Origin of the sequence: Devosia rhizoryzae (genome assembly GCF_016698665.1) — a bacterium.
GTDB classification, from domain to species: domain Bacteria; phylum Pseudomonadota; class Alphaproteobacteria; order Rhizobiales; family Devosiaceae; genus Devosia; species Devosia rhizoryzae.
The window spans coordinates 2,926,378-2,951,446 of the sequence record NZ_CP068046.1; the positions used below are offsets into that span (position 1 = coordinate 2,926,378).

The 25,069-nt window shown below is 63.2% G+C and carries 22 protein-coding genes; 3 read left to right on the top strand and 19 right to left on the bottom strand.

The features are described 5' to 3' along the window. Window positions 1-148: 148 nt before the first annotated feature. The 4 genes from JI748_RS14295 to JI748_RS14310 are packed head-to-tail and all read right to left on the bottom strand — an operon-like array spanning window position 149 to window position 3,574. Window positions 149-982: a metal ABC transporter permease gene (locus JI748_RS14295; protein WP_233280536.1), complete on the bottom strand. Its 834-nt coding sequence runs from the start codon at window positions 980-982 to the stop codon at window positions 149-151. Beyond that, window positions 979-1,830 carry a metal ABC transporter permease gene (locus tag JI748_RS14300; protein WP_201632069.1) on the bottom strand — a complete coding sequence of 284 codons (852 nt, stop codon included), beginning with the start codon at window positions 1,828-1,830 and terminating at the stop codon, window positions 979-981. Before JI748_RS14300 ends, JI748_RS14295 begins: the two co-directional genes overlap by 4 nt. Continuing rightward, window positions 1,827-2,693 (bottom strand): manganese/iron ABC transporter ATP-binding protein, encoded by an 867-nt coding sequence (locus JI748_RS14305; protein ID WP_201632072.1) that lies wholly within the window; start codon window positions 2,691-2,693, stop codon window positions 1,827-1,829. Before JI748_RS14305 ends, JI748_RS14300 begins: the two co-directional genes overlap by 4 nt. After that, entirely contained in the window at window positions 2,690-3,574 is an 885-nt protein-coding gene (locus JI748_RS14310) for a metal ABC transporter substrate-binding protein (RefSeq protein WP_201632074.1), read from the bottom strand. Before JI748_RS14310 ends, JI748_RS14305 begins: the two co-directional genes overlap by 4 nt. A gap of 121 nt (window positions 3,575-3,695) precedes the next feature. Between JI748_RS14310 and JI748_RS14315 the strand changes: the two genes are divergently transcribed. Beyond that, entirely contained in the window at window positions 3,696-4,889 is a 1,194-nt protein-coding gene (locus tag JI748_RS14315) for an O-antigen ligase family protein (RefSeq protein ID WP_201632077.1), read from the top strand. Next, window positions 4,886-5,761, top strand: coding sequence for a glycosyltransferase family 8 protein (locus tag JI748_RS14320; protein ID WP_201632079.1), 876 nt, complete (start codon window positions 4,886-4,888; stop codon window positions 5,759-5,761). Before JI748_RS14315 ends, JI748_RS14320 begins: the two co-directional genes overlap by 4 nt. On the opposite strand, the gene JI748_RS14325 is transcribed toward JI748_RS14320, so the two are convergent. The 7 genes from JI748_RS14325 to JI748_RS14355 all read right to left on the bottom strand — a co-directional run bounded on the left by JI748_RS14325 (window position 5,758) and on the right by JI748_RS14355 (window position 10,887). Next, on the bottom strand, window positions 5,758-6,564 hold the full coding sequence (locus JI748_RS14325; RefSeq protein ID WP_201632081.1) for a hypothetical protein: 807 nt from the start codon (window positions 6,562-6,564) through the stop codon (window positions 5,758-5,760). The genes JI748_RS14320 and JI748_RS14325 overlap by 4 nt on opposite strands. A 49-nt stretch (window positions 6,565-6,613) precedes the next feature. After that, a complete protein-coding gene (locus JI748_RS14330) occupies window positions 6,614-7,504 on the bottom strand; it encodes a hypothetical protein (protein ID WP_201632083.1) in 891 nt (296 codons plus the stop codon). Continuing rightward, the gene (locus tag JI748_RS14335) at window positions 7,501-8,397 is read right to left on the bottom strand and encodes an ABC transporter ATP-binding protein (protein WP_233280537.1); all 897 of its coding nucleotides are present in this window, start codon (window positions 8,395-8,397) and stop codon (window positions 7,501-7,503) included. The genes JI748_RS14330 and JI748_RS14335 overlap by 4 nt, the downstream gene beginning before the upstream one ends. Further along, the gene (locus tag JI748_RS14340) at window positions 8,394-8,759 is read right to left on the bottom strand and encodes a GntR family transcriptional regulator (protein WP_201632085.1); all 366 of its coding nucleotides are present in this window, start codon (window positions 8,757-8,759) and stop codon (window positions 8,394-8,396) included. The genes JI748_RS14335 and JI748_RS14340 overlap by 4 nt, the downstream gene beginning before the upstream one ends. Window positions 8,760-8,821: 62 nt before the next feature. Further along, window positions 8,822-10,210 carry a TadG family pilus assembly protein gene (locus tag JI748_RS14345; RefSeq protein WP_201637381.1) on the bottom strand — a complete coding sequence of 463 codons (1,389 nt, stop codon included), beginning with the start codon at window positions 10,208-10,210 and terminating at the stop codon, window positions 8,822-8,824. 15 nt (window positions 10,211-10,225) lie between these two features. Continuing rightward, complete coding sequence (locus tag JI748_RS14350; RefSeq protein WP_201632087.1) at window positions 10,226-10,462, bottom strand: pilus assembly protein TadG-related protein; 237 nt, start codon at window positions 10,460-10,462, stop codon at window positions 10,226-10,228. Further along, window positions 10,459-10,887 (bottom strand): TadE family protein, encoded by a 429-nt coding sequence (locus JI748_RS14355; protein ID WP_201632089.1) that lies wholly within the window; start codon window positions 10,885-10,887, stop codon window positions 10,459-10,461. The genes JI748_RS14350 and JI748_RS14355 overlap by 4 nt, the downstream gene beginning before the upstream one ends. Before the next feature lie 179 nt (window positions 10,888-11,066). Between JI748_RS14355 and JI748_RS14360 the strand changes: the two genes are divergently transcribed. Further along, window positions 11,067-11,876, top strand: a complete 810-nt coding sequence (locus JI748_RS14360; RefSeq protein ID WP_201632091.1) for a siderophore ferric iron reductase — start codon at window positions 11,067-11,069, stop codon at window positions 11,874-11,876. On the opposite strand, the gene JI748_RS14365 is transcribed toward JI748_RS14360, so the two are convergent. From JI748_RS14365 to JI748_RS17450, 8 genes are all read right to left on the bottom strand, one after another. After that, window positions 11,877-12,914, bottom strand: a complete 1,038-nt coding sequence (locus tag JI748_RS14365) for a hemolysin family protein (protein WP_233280539.1) — start codon at window positions 12,912-12,914, stop codon at window positions 11,877-11,879. It abuts the gene before it with no gap. A gap of 81 nt (window positions 12,915-12,995) precedes the next feature. After that, the gene (gene ybeY / locus JI748_RS14370) at window positions 12,996-13,472 is read right to left on the bottom strand and encodes an rRNA maturation RNase YbeY (RefSeq protein ID WP_201632104.1); all 477 of its coding nucleotides are present in this window, start codon (window positions 13,470-13,472) and stop codon (window positions 12,996-12,998) included. Between the two features lie 9 nt (window positions 13,473-13,481). After that, entirely contained in the window at window positions 13,482-14,543 is a 1,062-nt protein-coding gene (locus tag JI748_RS14375; RefSeq protein ID WP_233280540.1) for a PhoH family protein, read from the bottom strand. A 379-nt stretch (window positions 14,544-14,922) separates the two neighbouring features. Continuing rightward, window positions 14,923-15,246 carry a thioredoxin gene (gene trxA / locus JI748_RS14380; protein ID WP_164533071.1) on the bottom strand — a complete coding sequence of 108 codons (324 nt, stop codon included), beginning with the start codon at window positions 15,244-15,246 and terminating at the stop codon, window positions 14,923-14,925. A gap of 159 nt (window positions 15,247-15,405) precedes the next feature. Continuing rightward, a complete protein-coding gene (gene addA, locus JI748_RS14385; RefSeq protein WP_201632110.1) occupies window positions 15,406-18,807 on the bottom strand; it encodes a double-strand break repair helicase AddA in 3,402 nt (1,133 codons plus the stop codon). Next, window positions 18,804-21,821, bottom strand: a complete 3,018-nt coding sequence (gene addB, locus JI748_RS14390; RefSeq protein WP_201632113.1) for a double-strand break repair protein AddB — start codon at window positions 21,819-21,821, stop codon at window positions 18,804-18,806. Before addB ends, addA begins: the two co-directional genes overlap by 4 nt. After that, window positions 21,818-22,474, bottom strand: coding sequence for a nucleotidyltransferase family protein (locus JI748_RS14395; RefSeq protein WP_233280693.1), 657 nt, complete (start codon window positions 22,472-22,474; stop codon window positions 21,818-21,820). Before JI748_RS14395 ends, addB begins: the two co-directional genes overlap by 4 nt. A gap of 78 nt (window positions 22,475-22,552) precedes the next feature. Then, window positions 22,553-25,060 carry a methyl-accepting chemotaxis protein gene (locus JI748_RS17450; protein WP_233280541.1) on the bottom strand — a complete coding sequence of 836 codons (2,508 nt, stop codon included), beginning with the start codon at window positions 25,058-25,060 and terminating at the stop codon, window positions 22,553-22,555. Between the last annotated feature and the right edge of the window lie 9 nt (window positions 25,061-25,069).

Genomic DNA, 25,069 nt, shown 5'->3' on the forward strand with positions numbered 1-25,069 from the left:
CGCGGGGATAAAGGGGATAGAAGGCTCGGCTCATGCGCCTCCCTCCCCCTTGAGGGGAGGGACCGAGGGTGGGGGTGGTGCGGTTTATCACTGCCGGACCCCCACCCCCACCCCTCCCCTCAAGGGGGAGGGGAGCCTGGCATCCAGGCTAAGCGACGGACGTAGTCTTCTTCTGCGAAGCGATGAAAGCAGCGACGAAGCAGAGGCTCATCAGCAAGACGATGGTCGGCGCCGGGGCGCTATCGAGGAAAAAGCTGAGATAAACCCCGACGAGACTGCACACCACCGACACGGCAATTGCCAGCCACAGCATGACGCCAAAGCGCTTGGTTAGGAGAAAGGCAATGGAACCGGGGGCGATCAGCAGGGCGATCACCAGCACGATCCCCACGGCCTGCAGCGCACCCACCACGGCCAGCGAGATCATCGCCAGGAGGCCGTAATGCAGGAGCTGCGTCGGCAGGCCGATGGCGCCGGCCTGCTGCGGATCGAAGATGAAGAGCATGAGGTCGCGCCACTTGGCGCCGAGCAGGGCGACCACGACGAGAGCAATGATGCCGGCCGTGATCAGGTCCGAGGCACCGACGCCCAGCATGTTGCCGAAAAGAATATGGTCGAGATGCACATCGGTTTCAATCGCGGTGTAAAGGACAATGCCGAGGCCGAAGAGCCCGGCAAACACAACGCCCATCACCGTATCTTCCTTGATGCGGCTGTTCTCCTTAAGGAACCCGACGGAAAGCGCACAAACCATCCCCGCGACGAAGGCGCCGATGCCGAGCGGCAGGCCGACGATATAGGCCAGCACCACGCCGGGCAGCACGGCATGGGAGATGGCGTCGCCCATCAGCGACCAGCCCTTGAGCACGAGGAAGCAGGACAACATCGCCGTTGGCACCGCCACCAGCACGGCGATGATCATGGCCTGCACCATGAACGGGAAGCTGAAGGGCCAGAGCGCCATTTCGTACCACGGGATCATGCTGCTTCCTTTCGGATGCGGCGCCGGGCGGCGAGCATGCCGTGCTTGGGGGCGAAGACGAAGGCTGCAAGGAAAACCAGCGTCTGTAGCAGCACGATTATCCCGCCTGTCGCACCATCGAGAAAATAGCTGACATAAGCGCCGACAAAGGATGTCGCCGTCCCGGCAAAAACGGCGATTACAATCACGCGTGAGAAGCGGTCGGCTAGAAGATAAGCGGTCGCGCCCGGCGTGATCACCATGGCGATGACGAGAAACGCCCCCACCGTCTGCATCGCCGCAACCGTCGCGGCGCTGAGCAGGGTGAAGAAGATGATCCGCAACAGCTGGGTGCGAATGCCGATGGATCGGGCATGGCTCTCATCGAAGAAGGTGACCATAAGATCCTTCCAGATCAAGGCCATGACAAGGAGCGTCACCACGGAAATGATCACCAGCTGGATGGTTTCGCCGGGCGTGATGGCCAGGATGTTCCCCAGAACGATCGACTGAACATCCACCGGCGTCGGCGAGATCGAGACCATGAAGAGCCCCAGCCCGAAAAAGCCGGTGAAGATCAGCCCGATCACCGCATCTTCCTTGAGCTTGGTGCGCTGGCTCAGAAATAACATCGCCGCAGCCGCCATGCCGCCGGACAAAAATGCGCCGATCGAAAACGGCAGGCCCAGCATATAGGCGCCGGCGACGCCGGGCACGATCGAATGGCTCAGAGCATCGCCGATCAGCGACCAGCCCTTGAGCATGAGATAAGCCGAAAGGAAGGCGCAGACGCCCCCCACCAGGGCCGAAACCCACATGGCATTGACCATGTAGTGGTAGCCGAATGGCTCGATCAGGGTGTCGATCATGGCGCGTCCGGCCGCCGGTTCTGCTGCGCCTCGCGGCCCTTCTCGCCATAAAACACCAGCGGCCGCTCGTCGTCTGTAAGAACCGACAGGTGCCGTGGATCGTCATCGTCGTGAAGGCCCGCGCCAGACAGGACGAAGTGGCGCAAGACGCCGCCAAAAGCTTCCTCGAGCTTTTCGCGGGTGAACACTTCCTCGGTCGGCCCATAGGCGAGCACCGTGCCTTTGACCAGAACCGTGCGGTCGCAGAACTCGGGCACCGAGCCCAGATTATGGGTCGATACCAGGATCACCTTGCCCTCGTCGCGCAGGTCGCGCAGCAGGGCGATAATGGCGTCCTCGGTCTGTACATCGACGCCGGTGAACGGCTCGTCGAGCAGGATGACCTCGCCCTCCTGCGCAAGCGCCCGCGCAAGGAACACGCGCTTCTTCTGCCCGCCCGAAAGCTCGCCGATCTGGCGCTTGGCGAAATCGGTCATGTTGACCCGCGCCAGCGCCGACGCAACCTTTTCGCGATCGAGCGGGCGTGGAATGCGCAGCATGTTCATGTGGCCAAAGCGCCCCATCATCACCACGTCTTCGACGAGGACCGGGAAATTCCAGTCGACTTCTTCCGATTGCGGCACATAGGCGACGAGGTTCTTGCGCTGCGCCTTGCGGCCCTCCTCACCAAGAATGGTGATGCTGCCATTGACCAGCGACACAAAGCCCATGATGGCCTTGAAGATCGTCGACTTGCCGGCCCCGTTGACCCCGACCAGCGCCGTGATCGAGCCGCGGGGCGAGGAGAAGGTCGCGTGCTTGAGCGCCAGCGTGCCATTGCGATAGGCCACGGTGATGTCGTTGACGACAATGCCTTGGGTCATGGAGTAAGGCCTGCGAGAATGGTCGAGGTGGTAACGCGCAAAAGGTCGAGATAGGTGGGCACCGGACCATCCGGCTCGGAGAGCGAATCCACATAGAGCACCCCGCCATAGACAATGCCGGTTTCTCGCGCCACCTGCTCGGCCGGCCGGGACGAAATGGTGGATTCCGAAAAGATCACCGGTATCGCATTGGCCCGCACGGCATCGATCACCTCGCGCACCTGCCGCGGCGAGCCCTGCTGGTCCGAATTGATGGGCCAGAGGTAAAGCTCCTTGAGCCCGAAATCGCGCGCCAGATAAGCGAAAGCCCCTTCCGACGTCAGCAGCCAACGCCGCTCCTCGGGGATCGCCGCGAGCGATGCACGGATCGGCTCGACCGTTGCGGTGATCGCTTCGGCATAGGCCGCGGCATTGGCGGAATAGATCGCCTCGTTTGCCGGATCGGCCGCAACGAAAGCCTTGCGAATATTTTCGACATAGATCAGCGCGTCGGACGGCGACATCCAAGCATGCGGATTGGGCTTGCCTTCATAGGGCCCGGCCCCGATGCCGATCGGCGCGATGCCTTCGGTCAGGACGACGCTCTGGACATCGGGCAGGTTGTCGAGGAACTGGGCGAACCACTGCTCGAGATTGAGCCCGTTCCACAAAATAAGATCCGCATCCTGCGCCGCCACCAGATCGCCCGGCGTCGGCTGGTAATTGTGAATCTCGGCGCCGGGCTTGGTGATCGACACCACATCGGCCGCATCACCCGCCACATTGCGCGCCATGTCGGCCAGAATGGTAAAACTCGTCACCGCCTTGAGGCGATCTTGAGCCTGGGCGGGAAGCGCTAGCGGCACCAGTGCCAGCGCCAGAACATAGAGAAAGCGAACCACGTCACACTCCTGATTGCCCGAAAGCTAGTGCGACTGCAAATCATTTGCAAGTAGCGATCTGATCGGAAGTTGACGCGCGAAGCACGAGGCGACACAACGGCACGGATAACAGGATGGTCCCTTGCCGCAGCTCGTCAGTCTTCTCGCCGCCCTGGCGCTGTTTGCCGGTCTCGTGCTCAGCACCCCGCTTCCGGAAGTGGCAAACATCATTGGCCTCGCTCTCATGGTGGTGGCGCTGATTGCGCTGTTCTTCGATCGGCAGGCGCGCGACATTGCCAAGCAGAAGCATTTTCTCGTGGTCTACGGCGCCGGCCTGCTGCTGCTCCTTGCGCTCATCCCCACCGCCACCAGCGCCGAGCATATCGCCGCCATCCTGATCCTGGCGCCGCTATGGCTGGCCGGGCCCTATGCAGGATTGGTTGCCCGTGCACCGCGACAGCTTTTGTGGCCACTTAGCATCGGCGTTCTGGCGCTGATCGGCACCACCGCGTCGACGCTGATTGCCGGCTACGATGTTTTCGTGCTGCAGATGCCGCGGGGCGGTTTTTCGGTCAACAACCCGATCCACCTTGCGGACCTTGCCGTGTCTCTCGGCTTTTTGTCGCTGCTCGGCCTTTCCAGCCGCAGCCGCTGGCGCTTTATCGTGCTTCTCGGCCCGGTGCTTGCTCTAGCGACTGTGCTGCTTTCGGGGTCGCGGGGGCCGCTTTTGGCCTTTTTCGTGCTTTCGGCGGTCAGCGCGGTTTTCTATGTCGCCGCGATTTGGCGCCCCCGTCGAGCCATCGCACTTGGCCTCGGTCTTGCATTTGCCTGCCTCGTCTTCGCGGCGCCTTTCGTCAGCGTCGATCTTAACGGTCGAAAGTTCCAGCTGGCAGACATCGCGCAGCAGGTCCTCACAGGCTCGACCGAAGACGGCTCGACCAGCGAGCGCCTGTTCATGCTCCAGACAGCTTGGGGAGCCTTTAAGGCCTCACCCGTCTACGGCTTCGGCATGATCGACTACCCGGCCAAGGCCGCTCCGTTTGGTCCGCCCGACAATCCCTTCGCGCCTTCGCAGCATCTTCATAACGACATTGCGGATTTTGCCGTGATCGGAGGGTTGTTGGGCCTGTTGAGCTATGCCTTGATCGTCCTCGCTCCCCTCCTTGGCGGCTTGCGCGCCAGGCGTCCCGATGCGCTGTTTATTGGCCTCATGGCCACCACGGGCTATTTCACCATGGGGCTTACCAATGCCATGATCGGCATCCTGACCCAGACGATGCTGTTCGGGCTGATGCTGGCGCTTATCGGCATGCTGTCGCACAAGGATCAGACGTGAACGCCATTCATATCGCTCTCACCTTTGACGACAATTTCTGGGCGCCGGCATATGCGACCATGCGGTCGGTCTGTTTGTTCACGCTTCGCCGCCACGATCTCGTGTTTCACCTATGCCACCGCACACTGACCGATCAGCATCGCGCAGACCTTGCGGCAATCGCCGATGAGTTTCCCGTTGAACTGCGTTGGTACGATCTCGACCAGTCCGCAATGTTTCGCGACATCGCAAAGCGCATGCCGGAAAACAAGCGGCTGTCGAACATCGTCTACGCCAGATTGATGCTGGACCGCCTCGTCGGGCCAGAGGTGGAGCGGATTCTCTATCTCGACTGCGACATGCTGGTGCGTGACAGGATTGAAACGCTTTTCGACATCGACATGCAAGGCAATGCCATCGCTGCGGTCCGAGACACGATCGGCGCGTTCATCACCGGTGGCCGGGATCTCAAGGGCAATCGTGATCTGTTCGATCCGGCCGACTATTATTTCAATGCAGGCATGGTGCTGATCGACACTGCCAAGTGGCGGGACGCCGATATCATCGGGCGGATGGAAGAGGCCTTTGCCAGTGGGGTCATGGCGCGCATCTATTACGACCAGGATTTGCTGAACCTGATCTTTCAAGGCAAGTGGTTGAAACTTCCCTGGCGCTGGAACACGGTGGATGCACGACACGCGCATGAAGGATTAGACCCCGCGATCCTCCACTACACCGGAGAGAACAAGCCCTGGGGCGTGCTTTCGGGCATGCGGCAGTCGGTAGCCTTTGCCAGGCTTTACCGACACGTCATGACCAACGAGTTGTTCTACCGTTTCGCACGGCATCGCTGGAAACGGTGGTGGCGCAAGACGCTGCGGCTTGGTCGCTAGACCGCGGCGGGATCAAGACCTTCCCGGGCGCAGAGAGTGTCCAATGCGCTACCCGGTTCGGGAAGCGGCAGCCCCGCCCGCCCGCGGTCGGTAAGTTGGCTCCGCCAAAGGTGGATGCCCAGGGTTTCCGGCGTAATGGCAGCGTCGAGGCTCGAACCCTTCTTCATCAGCGCCGGAATGCCCTCATAAGGGACGGGATAAAACGTATCCGCCGGAAAAACTCTGTCGATGAGCCCATGCGCCGCCACGTAATGGGTCAGCGCCATGGGGCCGGTTGCCCCATACTGCATATGCTCGGGTGAGACGCGGTCTCCAAAAAGGCGGCGAATGGCAACTTCCCAGCGACGGAGCGGGGGAAGGTGCGGCTCGAACAGGGGGCGGTGCGGATTCTCGAAAATCGAGAGCAGGTCGAGAAGAAGCGGCGCATCCCTCGGGATGCGGAGAACCGCGCCGTTGACCGAGCCAGGCCGCTCCCAGGCCATCATGAATTCTGATGGTTTGTCGAAGGGACGCAGGCAGTAGATGTCGAGATCGGCATAGATGCCGAGCCCGGCGCGCAGCGCCGCATAGCGGAAGTGGTCTGAAAAAACGCCGGGTGTGCCCTTGCCCTTGTAGAACACCAACTTGTCCTCGGGCAGCACCTGGCTGGCGTCGCGCCATTCGGCGCCGGCGGGGAGGTCGGCGATGGGCGCGTAGGAATAGACCGCCACATTGTGGCCGTGGCGGCGAAAACTCTTGATCGACAAATGTTCAAGCCAGCTCAGTGGCCCGTGCCAGAAGCTGACAATTGTGGGCAGGGTCATGGCATCGCTCTAGCAGGCGAAAGGCCGCGCGGGAAGCGCGGCCCGAAGCTTAATTGGCAGCCGAGCGGCGGCGGTATTCGGCGGCGATATAGATGACGACGAGGGCAAAGCCTGCGCCGATCCCCACCTGCAGCCAGTCGAACTTCTGCAGCATATCGGTGAGGAAGAGACTGGAATTCCAAGGCGCCGCACCGTCGAAAACGCTTTCGAGATAATCGAGCGAGACCGGCACCTGCGAACGATAGTTGAGAAAATCCCAGGTGCGGGTGGCGAAGGGATGCATGCCGCCCAGCGTCACCCATTCCAGTGCGGAGATCACGGTTGGCAACAGGAAGGTCAGCGGGATCGCCCAACGCCCAACCACCGAACCCAGCGCGCCGACCAGCGCCATATACGGCAGGTACCAGAGGAGGGCGCAGACCAGGACGACGAGGAAGACCAGCGCCATCTGGAAATAGGTGGAAACGATGCTGCCCAGGAGCGCGCCGGTGCCCAGCCCGCCGACCATGGTGGTGATATAGGCGACGGTGAACATCAGCAGGATGCTAAAGAGCGCAACGCCGAACACCGAGCCGGGCAGGATGGTCAGTGCCGCGGCAAGCTTGCTTAGCAAGACTTTGAGGTCGCTGACCGGCATGGATTTCCAGAACAGCATGGCATTGTTGCGCTTGTCGGCGGCAAAGCCATCGGCGCAGTAAAAGAACAGCACGAAGCCCAGATACATCATCCAGCCGACGGCGAGACCCGCAAAGCCGGCCTCGAAGACCCAGGTCGGCACGACGGTCGCCAGCTGTCCCGTGAGCCGCGTATCAAGCCGGTTGACGCTGAAGGCGAGAATGGTCAGCGCCAGGACGATGGCGACAAGGATCAGCGGACCATAAAGAAACGGTCTCCGATGCTCGATGAATTCGCGGCGCACGAGGGCGATAAAGGCTTTCATCGAGCGGTCACCGGATTGGCGGTCGGCCGCTGCATCAGCGCGACGAAGAGGTCCGACATGGTGGGTGTCGAAACGCGGCCCAGGGGTTCGAGCGCGGTGCGATCGGCACCTTCATAGATAAAGACGGTCTGGCCGAAGCGCGTTTCCTCGTAGACGGGGTTGAGCGCGCGTGCCGCCTCGGCATCCTCGGGACCATTGATCACCAGCTGGCTGAATTTTTCGCTGACGGTTTCCATCTGCATGTGCAGGATCAGCGCGCCATCGCGAATGAACATGATGTCGGAAAGCATGAATTCGATCTCGTCCACCTGGTGGGTGGTGATGATCAGGGTTCGCTCCTCGGTCATGTAGTCTTCTAGGAGACGCCGGTAGAAACGCTTGCGATAGGTGATGTCGAGGCCGAGCGTCGGCTCGTCGAGCACCAGGAGCTTGGCATCGATGGCCATGACCACCGCCAGGTGCAGCTGCGCCAGCATGCCTTTGGACAGGGTCTTGATCTTCATTTCCGGCTTGATGTCGGTGCCTTCAAGGAAGCTCCGCGCCTTGTCCGGGCTGAAATTGGGGTGGATATTGGTCAAAAGCGCGAAGAGCTCGCGGACGCGCAGGAAGCGCGGCAGGCTCGCGACGTCGGAGATGAAGGCGACGTTTTCCATGAGCTTGGCGCGCTGGGCAAATGGATCCTCGCCGAGGACGCGAATGGTGCCTTCATAGCTCGTGAGGCCGAGCATGGCATTGAGCGTCGTGGTCTTGCCCGCGCCGTTATGGCCGATCAGCCCATAGATGCGCCCAGCCGGAATATCGAAATCGAGGCCATGGAGGATTTCCTTACGCCCAAAATTCTTGCGCAGGCCGCGGGCCGAAACGATGGGTTCGACGTGTGACATGTCGGTCATTTGCGGTCTCCAGTAGCGGCCTTGTCGATCAAGGTTTCAATGTCGAGCTCCAGCGCCCTTATCTGGGCGGCAATGCGCGGCCAGTCTTCGCGCAGGAACTTGTCGCGTTCATGCGCCAGAAGTGCCGGACGCGCGCCGGTGGTAACGAACATTCCCAGACCCCTTCGTTTTTCGACAACGCCGATTTCGACCAAAGCCTCGAAAGCCTTGGTGACGGTTAACGGATTGACTGAAAGTTCTCCCGCAATCTGGCGAACGGAGGGGAGAGCATCCCCCTCGTTGACCTGGCCGCGGAGGATCATCTCGATCAGCCGTTGCCGGATCTGAACGAAGATCGGCTCTTTGGCGTGAAAATCATCCATAAAAGCTTCGCCTCTAGTGTGCTATATATCCATCACACCAGAACAGCTCGTCAAGCGCTGTGTTAGCCGACCAGCACAGCCTTGTGGCAGCGCACGCCATAGACCCGCACATCGGCTTCGCCGACGCCGAGCCCCAGGGTCGAAAAGGCGGCATTGATGGTGGCGTCCAGGGTAGGCGCCAGGGGCATGACGAGGGCGCGAACGGCCTGGGCGATGACCGAGCTGGGAGAAAGCCCCAGGCCCAGAACATCGACATGGATGCTCATGCCCGACAGCAGCGATTGAGCGAGTGCGGCCACCATGGTCTGGGTGCGGGCGGTCCGGGCCGTGCCCTGCCTGATGTCGGTCGCAAAAAAATCGAGCCGCAGCGGCGTGTTCTGCACCGCCTCGATGCGCGCAGAACCGGTGACGCGCAACAGGAGGAGATCGATGAGCCGCACCGAGGTCACATTGGGCGGCGTACCGAAATTGCGGAAGGCCGTATCGGAAAGTTCGCCCAGAGCCAGCGTCGCGCCACCGGGCAGAACTTCGATACGGGCGCTGCCGGGGTTTGTTTCCGTTGGGCACGTTGCCGAAACCACGCGGGCTTCGGCCGAAGCCAGGTCGAGCCAGACCGGCAGGTTGACACCGGCACCAAGCAGGACCGGTCCGCCCAGGAGCTTCGCCTTAAGACGAAGACGCACCTGCGCGGTGCGAAGAACGGAACCCACCGGGCCGATGGCAAACCATCCCCTGCCCTGCGGCGGGTCGCCAATAACTAGATCAAGGCCGAGGCTGAGCAAGCCCGGCAGGTTCGCGCCGAGCGATAGCGACGCCTGGCGGTCTCCGTCCGCCAGCGCCGCCGCGGCCGAGAGCACTTCCATGGCCGAGAGCGAGAGGCCCGCCATGGCGCCTTCGCTTCCAAGCTGAAGCTTGCCCAGTGCACCCAGCGAAAAGAGCTGGCGCAGCGGCACCGTGTTGCCTTGTCCCGCATGTGCCAGCGGCTGAAGCGCGGTGCGCGTTGCGCCGGTGACCACGGTTGCAAGGGCGGCAGCGATAGTGCCGGTTCGCGCCTCCATGGCCAGAACGTCGTCATAGCTGCCAGCGGTGACGCCCAATTGCGTCGCTAGCGCATCGAGAAAGGCAAAGGCATCGATGCGGGCGGCGGCGAGGGCGGTGTAGTCGAGAACCGAAAGGTTAACGGCGGTACCAGTGAGTTTTGTGAGGAGGGCATTGGCGATGCCGCCATTAAGACTCGCCAGGCGGGAGCCAACCGAGAACGAGACTTCGGGGGTAACCGCGGCGATGCCCTGGGCGCCGATCGAGGGCGCGTTCAGCCACTGGGCGGAAAAGTGCAAGGTGCCGGGCCGCTGCAAGCTGACGCGGACGGCGTTGGCCGGTGTCTTGCCCGGCTGAAAGCGCGCCCCGATGACCGGTTCGGCGGGATTGTAATTGCCGGTCGTGACCGTCAGGCCCTCCGTGCTGCCCTAGTCCAGCAGCCCCGCATCACGCAAGGCGGCCTGGGCACGGGTTCCGGCATGGGCGGCGTCGGCCACCGCGTAAATGGCGGCCAGATCAACCCCGGCCTGCAGCTCTCGCCGTTCGTGGTAGAGCGCAGCAGTATCGATGGCAATGACGGACATGGCGGCCGACGCCGAAAAGCCCAGGGCAAAAAGGATCGCCATATTGCCCGAGCGATCGCGCAGAAACCGCCTCAGGCTCATATCCCGCCCCGGCGGATGGTGGCGCCATTGACGATCTCCGTACTGGGCAGCGGCAGGGGCGGATACAAGTTCCAGATCGGCAGATCGGTCGCGTCATAACGCAGCCGGACCACATATTGGTTGGGATCATCCGGATTGTCGCCGATCTCATAGGACAGCCGCGCCGGGTCGATCAGCAGGTAGGCGCCGCCATTGTGGTCGATGAAGGCCGCAACCAGCGTGTTTCGCTCGCTCTGGTCCTGTCCTGCGATCGCGGTGCGCGCCGCGTCAGCCGCCAGTTGCCCAAGCGCATGGGCCGCGCCGAAATAGATGCCATAGGCCAGCATTCCGGTCAGCATGAACAAGAACACCGGGGTCAGAATGGCAAATTCCAGAACCGCCGTGCCGTGTTGGTCTTTGATCCATCTGGCTCGGCTCAGAACCATTGCTGGCCTCCAAGGCAGTTGGTAAGCGCCAAATCTGCACCGGCTGGAGGCGGCATTAAGTGAATCGGGGCATGGGGAGAATCCCGACCTCCCGTCAGGAGAAGCCCGGCATCAGAAGCGGACTTTTCTTGTCCGGTTTATTGCGCTAAAGCTCCGGTTCGCCCCAGGGAATTGAAACCGTGACGGCTCGCAACTATCTTTTCGCTCCAGCCCAGGAAGACGTCGCGCTGACGCGCTTTATCGCTGCGGGCGCCCAGGCCACAGGCTTCCTCAAGGGCGCGCCGGGGGGGCATCTGCCGGGCTGGCATCGGACCGGGCTCGACAATGAAGATTTCCTGCGCACGCTCTACGCACGGCTCGAGGAAACCTATCCCCATGCCGGCCAGCCCTTCTATTCGGTGCGGCTCTGGACCAACCTCATGTGGCAGCCGGCTTATCTTGCCGCCATTGGCGTCCACGTGCACCGGGCGCTGCCGGATCTGACGCTTCTCAGCCAGTCACGGCAGAATATCGACATTAATGGCTATCGGCTGGAAGCGGCGCCACAGCGCACCGGCTCTACCGACGAGCTCGTGGCGCTGGCCGGCCGTGAATTGCGCGCCATGGCTGATACGGTGCTGGCCGAGATCAACACCGTCACCAAACTTAAGCGCATCCCGGCGCTGCGTCTCCTGACCGATCGCATGCTGGGCCTGATGACCCGGCTCGACCATTACGATCCCAGCATCGGGATCGCGGAAAAGCAGCGGCTCTGCGACCTCTGGCTTTCTTCCATGGGCCTCACCGGCCACGGCAATCTCGAAAAGATCACGCTTCAGGACGGGCACGACGTGCTGATCACCGCCCGCAAGGGGTGCTGTATGGATTACCTGGCGTTTCCAGGAACCTATTGCAGCTCGTGCCCCAAGCAGGACGATGAATTGCGCCTAGCTCGCCAGCGGCAGATCGCCACTGACGAGTGGGAGGCGACGCGCGCAGCCGCGGAGTAGTTACTCCGCAGCCGTTGCCGCTTTTTCTTCGTCGCTCCGCTGATCGGTGATCGCCAGCGGCTCTTCCACGACCTCGCGTTTGCGGCGGATGCGCAGGCGCTTGATGCGGCGGCTATCGGCGGCAAGCACTTCGAACTCGAAGCCATCGAGCCCCAAAATCCGCTCGCCGCGCTTGGGCACGTGTCCTGCCAAGTCGAACACCAAGCCGCCGATCGTGTCCACTTCCTCGGCAAAGTCGCCGGGATCGAAATCGGGCCCGATCAGTGCCTGCACGTCTTCAAGCTCGGCGCGGGCATTGGCGATATAGGTGTCTTCGCCAACCTTGCGGATCAGCGCCGCCTCAGTGACGTCGTGCTCGTCCTCGATCTCGCCGACCACGGCTTCGAGCAGGTCCTCGATGGTCACAAGACCATCGGTGCCGCCATATTCATCGACGACGATGGCCATGTGGGTGCGGCTGGCGCGCATCTGTTGCAACAGATCACCCGCCGGCATGAAGGTAGGCACGAACATGGCCGTTCGCATGATGCCGAGCTTGCCGATCTTTTGCTTCAGCGCTGCCGACAGGAGGCGCACCGGCACGTCCTTTTCGGGGTCGGTCACCTGCTCGGTGATACGCGACATGGCATCCTTGATGTGGATGAAGCCCAAAATATTGTCGAGCTCGCCCTCATAGACCGGCAGGCGCGAATGGCCGACCTGGCGGAAGCGAGCGATCAGCGTGCCCAGATTGATATCGGCCGGCACAGCCTGCATGTCGGAGCGCTCGACCATGACGTCGTCCACCGACACCTTGGAGAGTTTGAGCACGTTCTGCAGGATAACCCGCTCGCTTTCGGAGAAGTCGCCGGTTTCGGCGCTGCCCTTCTCGTCAAGCGCGACCTGGAGGTCGTCTCGCAACGAAACCGTCCGCAGGGCGGCAAGCCCCTTGATGCGGTTCCAGATGCTTGGCCCCCGCGCTTGGGCGGAGGCGGGACTAGAAGGAGGCTCGGGGTTTTCAGCCGCCCGAAGGGCCTTGTTGTCAGTGTCGTTCATCATCTCGTGCCGCGTAAACAAAGCGGCTCTGGTTGAAACCGAAGAAGCAATGGACCCCGGCCGAAGGAGTTCCCCGCAGCGCTGTTAATCGGCATAGGGATCGTCGATGCCGAGCCCAGCCAATATCTGGGTTTCGAGCCCTTCCATCTGAAGCGCCTCTGCATCGTCCAAGTGATCATAGCCCAAAATGTGGAGAAAGCCATGCACCATAAGGTGGGTGAAATGGTCGTCGAGACTTTTGCCCAAGTCGGCCGCCTCGCGCTCCAGCGTTTCGCGCGCCATTGTGATGTCGCCCAAAAGGCCCATAACGGGTCCGAAGGGCTCGATCTGGGGAAAGCTCAAGACATTGGTGGCGCTGTCCTTGCCGCGCCATTGCGCGTTAAGCTCACGCTGCTCCTCGTCATCGGTGAGCAGCACTGAAATCTCGGCGGCGCCCTTGAGCCTAGCCTTCGAACCGGTCAGCGCGGCAAAAACCGCCTTTTCCGCCAGCGCGTCAAAATGCTCGGGCCAGCCATCCACATTGCGGATGACGGCAACTACCAGGGGTGGTGTTGCAGGCATGATCGCGCGTCAGCTCCGCGGTGCGGCGCCGAGAACGCGCTCGAGGCCTTGCCTGTCGCCTTCCTTGTCGGCGATGCGGCGCGCCGTATCGGCCTCATAGGCGCGCACGATGCGACCGACGAGAGCGTGGCGCACCACGTCTTTGTCGTCGAAGCGCGAAATATGGACGCTCTCGACGCCATCAAGGAGGTTTACGGCCTCGACGAGGCCCGAGCGCTCGCCGCGCGGCAAGTCGACCTGGGTCGGATCACCGGTAACGATCATCTTGGAGTTCTCGCCCAGGCGCGTCAGAAACATCTTCATCTGCATCGAGGTCGTGTTCTGCGCCTCGTCCAGAATGACCACGGCATTGGCCAGGGTGCGGCCGCGCATGAAGGCGAGCGGCGCCACTTCGATAATGCCCGAGGTGATGCAGCGCTCAACATTTTCGGGCTTCATCATGTCGTAAAGCGCGTCATAGAGCGGGCGAAGGTAGGGATCGACTTTTTCCTTCATGTCGCCGGGCAGAAAGCCCAGGCGCTCGCCGGCTTCGACAGCCGGGCGGGAAAGGATGATGCGGTTGATATCGCCGCGTTCCAGGAGCGAAGCGGCATGGGCCACGGCAAGATAGGTCTTGCCGGTACCGGCAGGGCCAACGCCGAAGACCAGTTCGCTGCGCTCCATCGCACGCATATAGGCGTCCTGCGCCGGCGTCCGGGCGAGAATCGTCGACTTGCGGGTGGCGATCTGGGCCATGCGCACCTTTCCGCGCCGTTCCAGCGTCGGCAGCGACAGCTGCGAATCCTCGGTTTCCACCATGCGGATCACCGCATCGACATCGGCGATATCGACGGTGCGGCCATCCTCGAGATTGGCATAGAGCGATTCCAGCACGCGCCGGGCTTGATCGACCTTTGAGGCAGCGCCTTTGAGCAGCACATGGTTGCCCCGCGGCGTCGCCGTCACGGCAAGGCGCTGTTCGACAAGGGCAAGGTTCTGGTCGAAATCGCCGTAAAGCTGGGCCGCCAGGCGATTGTCATCAAAGGCGAGTTCGAGTTGCGATGCGAGGGCGTTGTCTGCGGTAGGTGGCAAGTGCCTGCTCAAACTTTCTTTGGCTCCAGTGGACAGCGCCCCATGCGCGGTCGAGGCGGTAACGAGGCTAGGACGTTTTCGGTGCAGTGTCTGTAGATATTTTGTGACGGCAACCCCTGGAGTCAAGGCTGCCCCTTCTTTCCTCTCCCGCCTTGCGGGAGAGGGGGACCACGCGAAGCGTGGTGGAGAGGGGAGCCACTTGCTCTCAGTCAAAGACGTGCGGAAAACGACCCGCAGGTGCACGTGGCACCCCCCTCCACCGCCTTGGCGGTCCCCCTCCCCCGCAAGCGGTGGAGGACGGCAAGCCCGAACCCCGCTCGAACAAAAACACCGCCGGAGCTGCCCCCGGCGGTGTTGCAAAACTTCAGTGCGAAAACCCTTAAGCCGCGTGACCCTCGAGCCATTTGGTCAGGCCTGCCTTAGGCGTGCCGGCGCCGATCTTCATGTCGGCGGCCTGGCCGCCCTTGAAGAGGATCATGGTCGGGATCGAGCGGACGCCATACTGGGCCGCGAGAGAAGGGTTCTCGTCGACATTGAGCTTGACGATCTTCACCTTGCCTTCGAGCTCGGTCGAGAGCTGCTCGAGCACGGGGGCAATGGCGCGGCAAGGGCCGCACCATTCCGCCCAGAAATCCACCAAAACGGGCTCGCTGGAGCTGAGGACTTCCTGGCCGAAGGTGGCTTCGGATACGGCTTTAGTCATGGTTTTTTGCCTTTGAAATGCGCTTCAGCCTTTGTGACTGCCACTCTGCCACTGAAACGCAAAAAACATGTCACCGAAACGGGCAGGACGCCCGGTCCGGAAAGCGGCGGTCTCTTTGCTCCCAAAGCTGGTATCTGTCCAGCCTCTGGGCAAGATCGCTCACTTGAGGGTGAAGTCCGCCCGGGCCGCCTCCATGAGCCTCGCAGGTAAATTCATCAGCGATTCCAACTCTGTCCACAGGATTGCCGCTTCCACTTTACGTCCGGGGAACAGCTGACCTGCGATAAGTGCATATAATCCGATCTGGGTTATATAGTTCCTTGGCACATCGGCGACCGAACGGGGCGCCTTGGCATCGGATTTATAATCGACCACCAACACCTTGGTCTCGTCAACCACCAGCCGGTCGATGCGCCCCGAAACGCGCACCGGCTCGCCGCTGCGCAGCAGGTCGAACAGAAACGGCACCTCGGCGCGGCTGTCGGCTCCAAAGATATACTGGAAATCGAGGCGGTCGAGGATGGCGATGGCTTTGGCCGTCACCCGCTGGTGAAGCTCAGGAAATTCCGGCAACAGCGTTTCCAAGGCGCGCGGCGCGACCTGCCGCCATTGCGGCCGCTCCACGCGGCCCAGATGCTGTAGCAAGGCATGGAGCGCCAGTCCTTCCTTGCGCGCGGCTTCGGCATCGCGCACTTCCTCGGCCACGCTTTGCAAGAGCCGAAACGGCGCCGCTTCGACGCCGACGCGCGAAGGTGAGACGATCGGCAGCACGGCGGGCGGCGGCACGGGGGCCAAAATAAGCGGCTGGTGGCTGCTCGACGGGGCCGAGCGGCGACCCGACAGGCGGGCGGGTTCGAGCCTGGGGAAAACACGAGCTACCAGCATGCCATCGTCGGTCACCGGATGAAGGTCGGCCTCCAGCGCCTGCTCCACCGCCTGGTACCAGGACCCATCGAGCTGCTTGTCCACGGTCTTTGACGCGCTCAGCGTGCCGGTCAGATAGAGCTCGTCCTCGGCGCGGGTCATCGCGACATAGAGGCGGCGCCAATATTCCTCGAGCAGCGTTGCGTCCGCCTCATCCTTGATGGTGACGGTTTCGACCGTGTGCTGGTCCTTGGCCGAGGCATGGATCAGCATGGGGCCGGGCGCCTCGTTCAGCAGATAGACCGGCTTGCCGGTCATCTGCACCGAGGGCTTGGTGGTCGCATCGGCCAGAATGACGATCGGGGCCTCGAGGCCTTTGGCGCCGTGCACGGTCATGACCCGAACGCCACCGCCGCTTTCGGCGAGTTCGCGCTTGATGGTCACCGTGCGGCGCCGCATTTCGGCGGCAAAGCCCTGGAGCGATGGCTGTTCGCTCTGCTCATGCGCCAGCGCCAGTTCCAAGAGTTCGGACAGGACCTCGTCCACCTCGGTGCCAAGCCGCGCATGAAAGCGCTTCAGCCCGCCTTCGGTATAAAGCACATGGGTCAGGAACTCGAATGGCCGCTCGCGGCTAAGAGCGCCACGCCAGCGGCCAAGGGCCTCCGCAGCAACCTGAGCCGATGGAATGGATGAAGCGAAGAGCGCTTCCCAAAGGCTCTGCCGCTCGCGCCCATGTGCAAGCGCGAAAAGATCGTCCTCGCTGACGTCGAAGAGCGGCGAGCGCAAGAGCGCAGCCAGTTGCAGATCCTCGGCCGGGTTCAAGAGCACGTCGATCAGCGCCAAAAGATCGAGCACGGCGATGTGGCCGGTGACCGTCAGCCGGTCGGCACCCGGCGTCGGCAGGTCGGCATTGCGCAGCGCGCGGATGATTTCCCCGAACAAGGCACCGCGCTTTTGCACGAGGATCAACACATCGTCGGCAACGGCCGGCCGGTCGCGGTCGCCAAGCATGCGGCCGTTGTCGATCCAGCTTTTGATCTCGGCGGCGATGCGGGTCGCGACCTGCCGCTGGGCGCTCTGCTCGGCCTCGACCGGCGCCTGCGGCCATTCCGTTGTTGTTCGTTCATACTTGACGTCCTGGACCGGCGGCCAGAGCGTCACCGTCCCCCCCGCCTGCGTCCGCGCCGCCTGGTGGATCACCTTATCGACCGACAGCAAAGCCTGCTGAATGTCCGGCCGCTCGGTGACCCGGTCCACCGCATCGAGAATGCCCTGGAGTGTCCGGAAACTGGTATGGAGCTTAACCGCCTCGAACTGCTTTTCCGCCTCCCGCGCCCGCCGCGCCATCTCGCGCCCGGTCTCGCCAAACAGCACCGGCTGCGCCCCTTGAAAGGAATAGATCGACTGCTTCTGGTCACCCACCGCAAACAGCGAGCGCGGCCGGCTGACCGCCCCGGCGCCGGTGAAAAACTCGTCGGCCAGCGCCCGCACCACCCGCCACTGCCGTGCATTGGTGTCCTGCGATTCATCGACCAGGATATGGTCGATACCGGCATCGAGCTTGTACTGCACCCAGGGCCCGAGCGCCCGGTCGGCAAAAAGGTCGCCGAGCTTTTCGATCAGGTCGTCAAAGTCGAGCAGCGAGTGGCGCCGCTTATCATCCTCGTAGCGTTTGCGAATGGCCTGTAACACGTCGAGCAAAGCCTCGCTGCGCTGAACGAGAAGCGCGGAGGTCACGCGCTCATCGAGCCGCACCAGCCGCTCCTGCTCGGCAAGCAGCAGGTCATGCAGATCCGGATTGGCGGTGATCTCGGCCTTGCTCATCAACCGCGCCCGCGGGGTCCCCTTGTCGGTGAAAAAGGCCTTGCGCAGAGCGTCGGCGGTTAGGTTCTCGCAGTCGAGGTCATCATACTTGCCCTTGCACGCCGCTTGCACGCGCTTGAGCAAGTCAGAGGTTAGCAATGTGCTAGCAATTGCCTCGTGAGTGAGACCCTCGATCGACGATCCGTCAAAGCCGACATGCTTCCTGAGCCGGTTCTTCGACATTTCCACGCTTTCGAGCACCGCATCGAGCCGTGCTCCCTCGCTCAGCGCCGAGTTGATCGCCTTGGCGATGGCATCATCGCTCAGGAGCCCGAACAGGGTCTCCACCGCCCCGGCATGCTCCCCGCCCTTGAGCCCCTCGGCGAGCACTTTTTCCTTGGCTGCCAAGACCATATTGACCTGGCGATCGTCCTCGATCACCGCAAAATCGAACGGCACACCGGCTTCGATCGGGAAGCGGTGCAGCACCGCTTCGCAAAAGGCGTGGATGGTGAGGATGCGAAGGCCGCCCGGCGTCTCCAGCGCCCGGGCAAACAGGGTCCGAGCATCCTCCAGCATTTTCTCGTCGGGCCATGACCCCACCAAGCCGTTGATCTCGTTTGCCAAATCGCGCTCACCGGCAACTGCCCAACCCGCCAGACGATCGCCCACGCGGCGGCGCATTTCTGCTGCCGCCGCCTTGGTGTAGGTGAGGCAGAGGATCGATTGCGGCCGCACGCCGGCGAGCAGGAGCCGCAGCACGCGGTGGGTCAGCACATAGGTCTTGCCGGAGCCGGCATTGGCCTCCACCCAGATCGAATAAGCAGGGTCGCTGGCGCGGGCCTGGTTCCTGCTGGTGTCGGAAGGGACGACAAGCCTGCCGCGCTCGCTCATGGCTCTTCCTCGCCGTCCACAAGTGTCCACTCGGCAACACGTGCGAGATGATCGTAAGCGCCCGAAAACCTCTGCGTCTTGAGCGGCATTAGACGCGCCGGCATCGGCGTGTCGCGCATCAGGAAGAGGTCGATGTGCCCCTGCATGCGCCGTCCGACTTCGTCGGCAAGCGCCATGACATCCATGTCCTCGGGCAGCGCGAAACTGCTCGGCTTGAAGGCCTCGGGCCCCAGGCCGATCTTGATATAGGTCAGGGCCGACGTGGGCGCGGCCTTTAGCCCCTCCATTGCCCCCGCTCCGGCCATCAAGGCTTCAAGCGGCAATTGGGGAGCCTCGAAGCCACGCATGCTGGCCGGCGCAGGCGGCGAGCCGGTCTTGAAATCGAGGATTTCAAGCGATCCATCGGCCAGAACATCGACGCGGTCCGCCGTGCCGGTAATACGGAAGGGCTCCGCTAGTTTCAGGCCCCAACGGCCGGAAATCTCGGCATGGCGCTTGAGGACATTGGCGGCTCTCGCGCGCTCGAAATCGAGGAACTGGTGGGCGGCCGCGGCGAAGCGCCGGAGCCAGATATCGCGCCGTTCGCCGATCGTATCGAGCCCACCGAACTCTTCGGCAGCAATCAGCATGAGCCGCTCGAAGGCGTCCTCGGCGACCGGGTCGTGACCCTCTTGGACGAACCGCCCAAAAATGGCGTGGACGATGGTGCCCCGCTCCCGCGCGTCGGGATCGTCGCCCAGGACATCGAGCGGACGCAGGCGCAGAACGTGTTTGGCATAAAGGTCATAGGGCGAGCGCATCAGCGTCTCGACCTCGGTCACCGACAGTTTTCGCGGGCGTATCGCTGCCGGCGGATTTGGGGTCGGCGGATGAATTTTTGCGGTGGCTTCCACCGTATCAACGCGGCGTGCCGTTTCGATCCAAACGGCGCCACGCGCCTCCATCGCCCTGGTCGCGTCCGCGCCGACGAAGGCATCAAGCCGCTGCACCAGGCGCGATGGCAGGGCCGGGCTCGATCCGACCCGGTCGGCATAGGTGACGATGACCTTCCCATTGCCCAGCGCCTGCGCAAAATCGTGGGCGGCGAGGCCCTGCATCCGCTCCGGCGGCTCGAGCCCAGCGGCAATGCGCATGCCGCGGCTGAGCCACGGACCGGGATCGGCAGCGCCCGGCCATTTGTCTTCGTTAAGGCCACCCAGGATCATGAGGTCAGGGCTCATCAGCCGCGCCTCGATCTGGCCCCAGATGTAGATGTCGCGGCGCCGTTCCTCGCGGTTGCGGACCTCGAAGCCGGTCATCAGCGCGGAGAGTACGCCGTCGAGCCCAAACGGTGCGAAGCGATGTCCCTCACCCGCCAGCCCCGCCATCTGCCCGGCCCAATCCGCCATTTCGCGGCGGCCATGAAGCGTCGCGCCCAGGCTCAGCGCTTCAAAGCTCGACCACAAGGCATTGGCGAGGAGACCGGCATCAATCTGGTCGCTGCCGAGGACGGACTCAAGCGACAGGATGGCCGCATGCAGATCGTCGAGCAAGCCGGATATCGCCACGCCTTCTGCTGCAGTGAGGCGCCTCGCCGGGTGCTTGATCTCATCGCGCAGATGCGCCGCCAGCATTTGCCGTAACCCGGCGATGCCTGGCGCAGGGCGTTGTCCGCGCAGCAATCCGAGATCGACCAGATTGGCGAGACGAACCACTTCTCCTCGCTCGCGGCCCAGCAAAGCCGCCTCGTTGCGCAACAGCGCAAGAAGATCGACGGCGTTGCAGCTGCCGGCAACCAGGTTGAGGATTTGCCGCGCCAGCGCCCCGGCGGGCGACTGAAACAGCGGCGCGCCGGCGGCGTCGTCGGCATGAATGCCGAAGCGCTTGAGCTCGGCGGCGATGCGGCGGGCTAGGTTTCGATCGGGCGTGACGATGCCCACCGACTGCCCCCTTTCAAGCGCCGCTCGCGCCGCCACAGCGACGGAGCGCCCTTCTTCGTCTTCGTTGCGTGCCCGGATGATCGTGACACCGGCAAAGGCCGTCTCTATCCCCGATGGCGCCGGCCGCTGCCCGGCCCAGCGGGCGGTCTCCCTGGTGAGGGCCAGGGCGTGATTGACGATGCTGGTGCGACTATCCGTTTCTTTGCAGAGCTCGGTCACCTGTCCGACACCGGCGCCAAACTGCCGTAGCAGATGCGCGAGGCCATATTGCGGATGGCCATGCGGATTGCTCTCGGGATCGAGCAGCGCTTCATGCGTGGCCGGGGTCATGGCCATGTCGAGGCCAGGAAGCACGACGGCGCCGCGGGGAAGCTTGGCGATCGCCGCTAAAAGCCTTGCAGTCGCGGGGATTGAGCCGGTGGAACCGGCCGCGATCACCGGGCGGTCGCGATAAAGGTACTGTGCCGCGGCCGCTTGCCGGTCGAGCCGGATACGGCGCAGGGTTGCTGTATCCGCGCGGTCGTCCTGCGTGAGCAGCGCTGGCCACGCCGCAAGCGCGATGTCTAAGAACTCGAGCGTCTGCTGCCAGTATTCGCCGAGATCCTGCGCCATGTCTTCGCCCAGCGCGCGGATATCGGCAGGCGTTTTCTCCTCGATGGTCAGGTCATCGATGAGCTGGCCCAGCGACTCGGCCATCGAGAATATTTCGGCGGCGGTGGGCGGCGTCGAAAAAGCCAGCCGCCCGCGCTCGCTTTGCGCCCATTGCGCGACGAGCTTAGAGAGCACCAACCGGCGCTGCAGGCCGGTCGCGGTCTTGGGCAATGCCGGTGCATCAAAGGGCGGCAAAAAGGGCTCTTCGTCGGCCTCGTCGCCGCCAAAGGTGCGGATATCAGGGAGGAGCCCTGTAAAATCGGGATGCCTGGCGAAGGCTTCGGCAAGGCCCTGACGGGCGCGCTGCGTCGGCACGATGATGCTGACATCGCTCAGCCAGAACGGCCCCGACCGTTCCCAGCCGCCAAGGAGCCGGCCATCCATGATGGCGTCGGTCAGGCAAAGGAGGAAGGGCGTACTGGGCGCGATGGAAAAAAGGCTCATGCCAGCGCTGCCTCGGCTGCCGCCAGACCCGCCGCATCACCGACATGAAACCAGTCGGCATCGAGCACCACGCCCTTGAGGCGCTCTTCTTCCAGCGCTCGATCGAACAACAGGCTCAGCGAAAACGGCCCGTCAGGCGTGCCGGCGAACAGATTTTTGCCCAGGAGCGCAACGCCGGCATAAATGATCGGCGCGCCATAGTCGCGTGTGATGGTGCCGTGGGGATCAAGGCAAAAGTCGTGGCTGCGACCGAAGCCGGAGGCACGTCGCGGCTGGGCGCAGAGAAGAACGATGTCGTCATCCTCGTAGCGTCCGATCATGCGCTCCAGCGGGCGGTCGGCTCCCGGCGTCCAGAACGCATCGGTGTTCATGACGAAGAATGGATCGGAGTGAAGCAGCGGCAGTGCTGCCTTGACGCCGCCGCCTGTGCCCAGCAGCAAATCCTCGCGGTTGGTCTTCAGCAGGCCACCGAAATGCGCCAGCACCTGATCGGCGCGGTAGTGGGCGTTGGCGGCGAAGCGGTTGGCACCCTCGGCCCGCGCATTGGCCATGACGCGCTCGATCAGCGGTACGCCCGCGACCGGCACCAGCGGCTTGGGCAGCGCCTCGGTGATCGGCCGCAGCCGCATGCCGAGCCCGGCGGCAAGCAACATCACATCAGGGAATCGGCTGGGGCGGTCCATGCCGGGATAGAACCCGGGCCGGTGCCCCCTGTCCAGTACGGCTTACGCTCAGAACTCGGCCCAGTCTTCCTCGATCTTGACTGCCGTGTTGCCGCGCTTGAGGTAGGTGTTGGCAACGGTTTTTAGCTTTTCCTGCATGCCGCGGATGCCGCTTTGCGGCATGACGGCCGGCTTGGGCGCGGCGGCCGGAGCGGCAGAGGCCTCGACGGTGAAGATATCGACGATATCGTCGAGCCGCACCGCCTGCGCTTCGGTCTGTTCGATGGCAGCATTGGTCTGTTCGACCAGCGCCGCGTTGTGCTGGGTCATTTCGTCCATCTGCCGCACGGAGATGGTGACTTCCTCGATGGCCGAGGCCTGTTCGCGGCTCTCGCGGGCTATGGATTCAAGCGCCGCGGTATTGTCGCGGATGCCGTCGAGCATGCTGGCGAGCTTTCCGGCGGCTTCCGTCACCAGCTTGCTGCCGCCCGAGACTTCGTTGGCGCTCTGTTCGATGAGCGCCTTGACGTCGGACGACGCGCTGGCGGCTGACTGCGCGAGGCGGCGCACTTCGACGGCCACCACGGCGAAACCCTTGCCGGCGTCGCCGGCGCGCGCGGCTTCGACCGATGCGTTAAGCGCCAAAAGATTGGTCTGGAAGGCGATGTCGTCAATGAGGCCAATGATGTTGGAGATCTTGCCCGACGACTGGGTGATCCGGTCCATGGCTTCGGTGGCATGCGCCATGACCGTGCCGCTGGCCTCGGCCTCACGCGACACGTCCTGCGCCTTGCGGCTTGCACTCTGGGCCTTGCTGGCATTGCCCAGAACCGTTGCGGCGAGCTGCTCCATGGTGGCCGAGGTTTCTTCGATCGTCGCGGCCTGCTTGGTGGTGCGCTCGGAAAGATCGTTAGCGCCGGAGAGGATTTCGCCGGTGGCGCGCTTGAGGGCACCCGAGGTCTGGCGCAGGTCGCCAACGATTTCGCCAAGCTTTTCGGCGACCTTGTTGGTGTCGGCCTTGAGGTTTGCAAAGGCGCCCTGATACTCGCCCTCGACGCGGCGGGTCAGGTCGGCGTCGGCAAGCGCCGAAAGCACGCTGCCAGTTTCGTCGAGGCCGCGATCAACGGTTTCGACCAGACGGTTGACCGAGCCAGCAAGTGCGTTGAGCTCGGCATCGGGAAATAGCGCATCGACGCGGCGGCTGAAGTCGCCGGCAACTGCGGCGTCGACCACGTCGCCGAAGGCGCGCTGCAGCGACACCATCATGCGGGCGCGTTCTTCCTGGTTCGCCAGCGCCTGCGCGGCCTCCGCCTCGGTCAGCTGGCTGATCTTGCGGCCGTTCTCGCGGAACACTTCCACGGCGCGCGCCATGGCGCCCAGCTCGTCGGCGCGGTGATTGCCGGGCACATCGACGTCAAAGTTGCCCTCGGCCACGGTCTCCATCGTGCCGGTCAGGCGGGTGATCGGCCTTGTGATGGAGCGCGAGAAGAGGAGGCTGAGGAGCGCGACGACGGCGAGGAGCGCTGCGCCGATAACAAGCATGGTGTTGCGCATGTCCGCAACCGGGGCCAGCACCTCGTCGGTGGCTTCGACGGCCACCGCAGCCCAATTGCCGGCGCGGGTCGTGATCGGGGCCGCGGCAACCAGCATGTCGGTTGACCGGTAAGCCGTGGTTTCGCCGTCGGTCGCCGTGCCCGCTAGGGCGGCCTCGACAATTGGGTCGACGAAAGAGGTTTCGAGCGCGTCGTTGTTTTCGGTGAAGGTGGAGTTGGAGCGCAGCAGGCCATCGGTGCCGACGATCACCACTTCGCCGCTATCGCCCAGGCCCGTCCGGCTGCCGATCACGGCATCGAGGCGCTCGGAGGGCAGCTGGAAGGCGAGGACGCCGACTGTGCGGCCCTGGCCGTTGATCACCGGCTTAGCAAAAAAGCTCGCCGGCATGTCGCCCGCCACGGGATAGCGCGCAAAATCGGCCACGGCGATCTGGTCGGGATCGGTGATGGCCATGGCTTCGCGGAACACACGGCCGAGGCTCGTGTCGGCCATAGGGCCGCCCTCGGCAAAGCTCGTGCCGTAATCCTCGCCCTTGTTGACCGAGTAGATCAAGAACCCCTTGGGGTCGAAAAGGTAGAGATCGGCATAGCCGCGCGTGCCGATCTGGCTGCGGAAGGTCGGGTGATAGCGAGTGTGGGGAACGTCATAGGGCCCGACCGTGCCGAGCGTCGTCAGTTCGGCGAGGTTCTCCTTGTTGGGATTGTCCTCGACATACATCTTGCGCACTTCGGCGGTCGGGTCGGTCTTGAACTGCAGCCAGGCGCCGGCGAAGTCGCGCAGCGCCAGGATGACAGCCTCGGAGCGCGAGGAGGCAATAAGGTCGTTTTCAACGGCATCGAGATAGGTATCGACGGCCGCCGCGCGTTCGTTGGCAATGGTCGCAAGGGTATTTTCGGCAGAGCTGCGCAGCGCCTGGCTGCCGATCATATAGCTCGAAAGACCGACACCGAGACTGACCAGCAGCGCCGAGCCCAACAAGGCAAGTGGAAGCTTGCGTGCGATTGGCAGCGAAAGACGGCGCATGAAGATCCC

Excerpts from the sequence above, each read along its gene's own strand:
- JI748_RS14295 (WP_233280536.1), bottom strand. The coding sequence starts at position 982 with ATGATCCCGTGGTACGAAATGGCGCTCTGGCCCTTCAGCTTCCCGTTC.
- JI748_RS14300 (WP_201632069.1), bottom strand. The coding sequence starts at position 1,830 with ATGATCGACACCCTGATCGAGCCATTCGGCTACCACTACATGGTCAAT.
- JI748_RS14305 (WP_201632072.1), bottom strand. The coding sequence starts at position 2,693 with ATGACCCAAGGCATTGTCGTCAACGACATCACCGTGGCCTATCGCAAT.
- JI748_RS14325 (WP_201632081.1), bottom strand. The coding sequence starts at position 6,564 with ATGACCCTGCCCACAATTGTCAGCTTCTGGCACGGGCCACTGAGCTGG.
- JI748_RS14330 (WP_201632083.1), bottom strand. The coding sequence starts at position 7,504 with ATGAAAGCCTTTATCGCCCTCGTGCGCCGCGAATTCATCGAGCATCGG.
- JI748_RS14335 (WP_233280537.1), bottom strand. The coding sequence starts at position 8,397 with ATGACCGACATGTCACACGTCGAACCCATCGTTTCGGCCCGCGGCCTG.
- JI748_RS14340 (WP_201632085.1), bottom strand. The coding sequence starts at position 8,759 with ATGGATGATTTTCACGCCAAAGAGCCGATCTTCGTTCAGATCCGGCAA.
- JI748_RS14350 (WP_201632087.1), bottom strand. The coding sequence starts at position 10,462 with ATGAGCCTGAGGCGGTTTCTGCGCGATCGCTCGGGCAATATGGCGATC.
- JI748_RS14355 (WP_201632089.1), bottom strand. The coding sequence starts at position 10,887 with ATGGTTCTGAGCCGAGCCAGATGGATCAAAGACCAACACGGCACGGCG.
- JI748_RS14365 (WP_233280539.1), bottom strand. The coding sequence starts at position 12,914 with ATGATGAACGACACTGACAACAAGGCCCTTCGGGCGGCTGAAAACCCC.
- ybeY (WP_201632104.1), bottom strand. The coding sequence starts at position 13,472 with ATGCCTGCAACACCACCCCTGGTAGTTGCCGTCATCCGCAATGTGGAT.
- trxA (WP_164533071.1), bottom strand. The coding sequence starts at position 15,246 with ATGACTAAAGCCGTATCCGAAGCCACCTTCGGCCAGGAAGTCCTCAGC.
- addA (WP_201632110.1), bottom strand. The coding sequence starts at position 18,807 with ATGAGCGAGCGCGGCAGGCTTGTCGTCCCTTCCGACACCAGCAGGAAC.
- addB (WP_201632113.1), bottom strand. The coding sequence starts at position 21,821 with ATGAGCCTTTTTTCCATCGCGCCCAGTACGCCCTTCCTCCTTTGCCTG.
- JI748_RS14395 (WP_233280693.1), bottom strand. The coding sequence starts at position 22,474 with ATGTTGCTTGCCGCCGGGCTCGGCATGCGGCTGCGGCCGATCACCGAG.
- JI748_RS17450 (WP_233280541.1), bottom strand. The coding sequence starts at position 25,060 with ATGCGCCGTCTTTCGCTGCCAATCGCACGCAAGCTTCCACTTGCCTTG.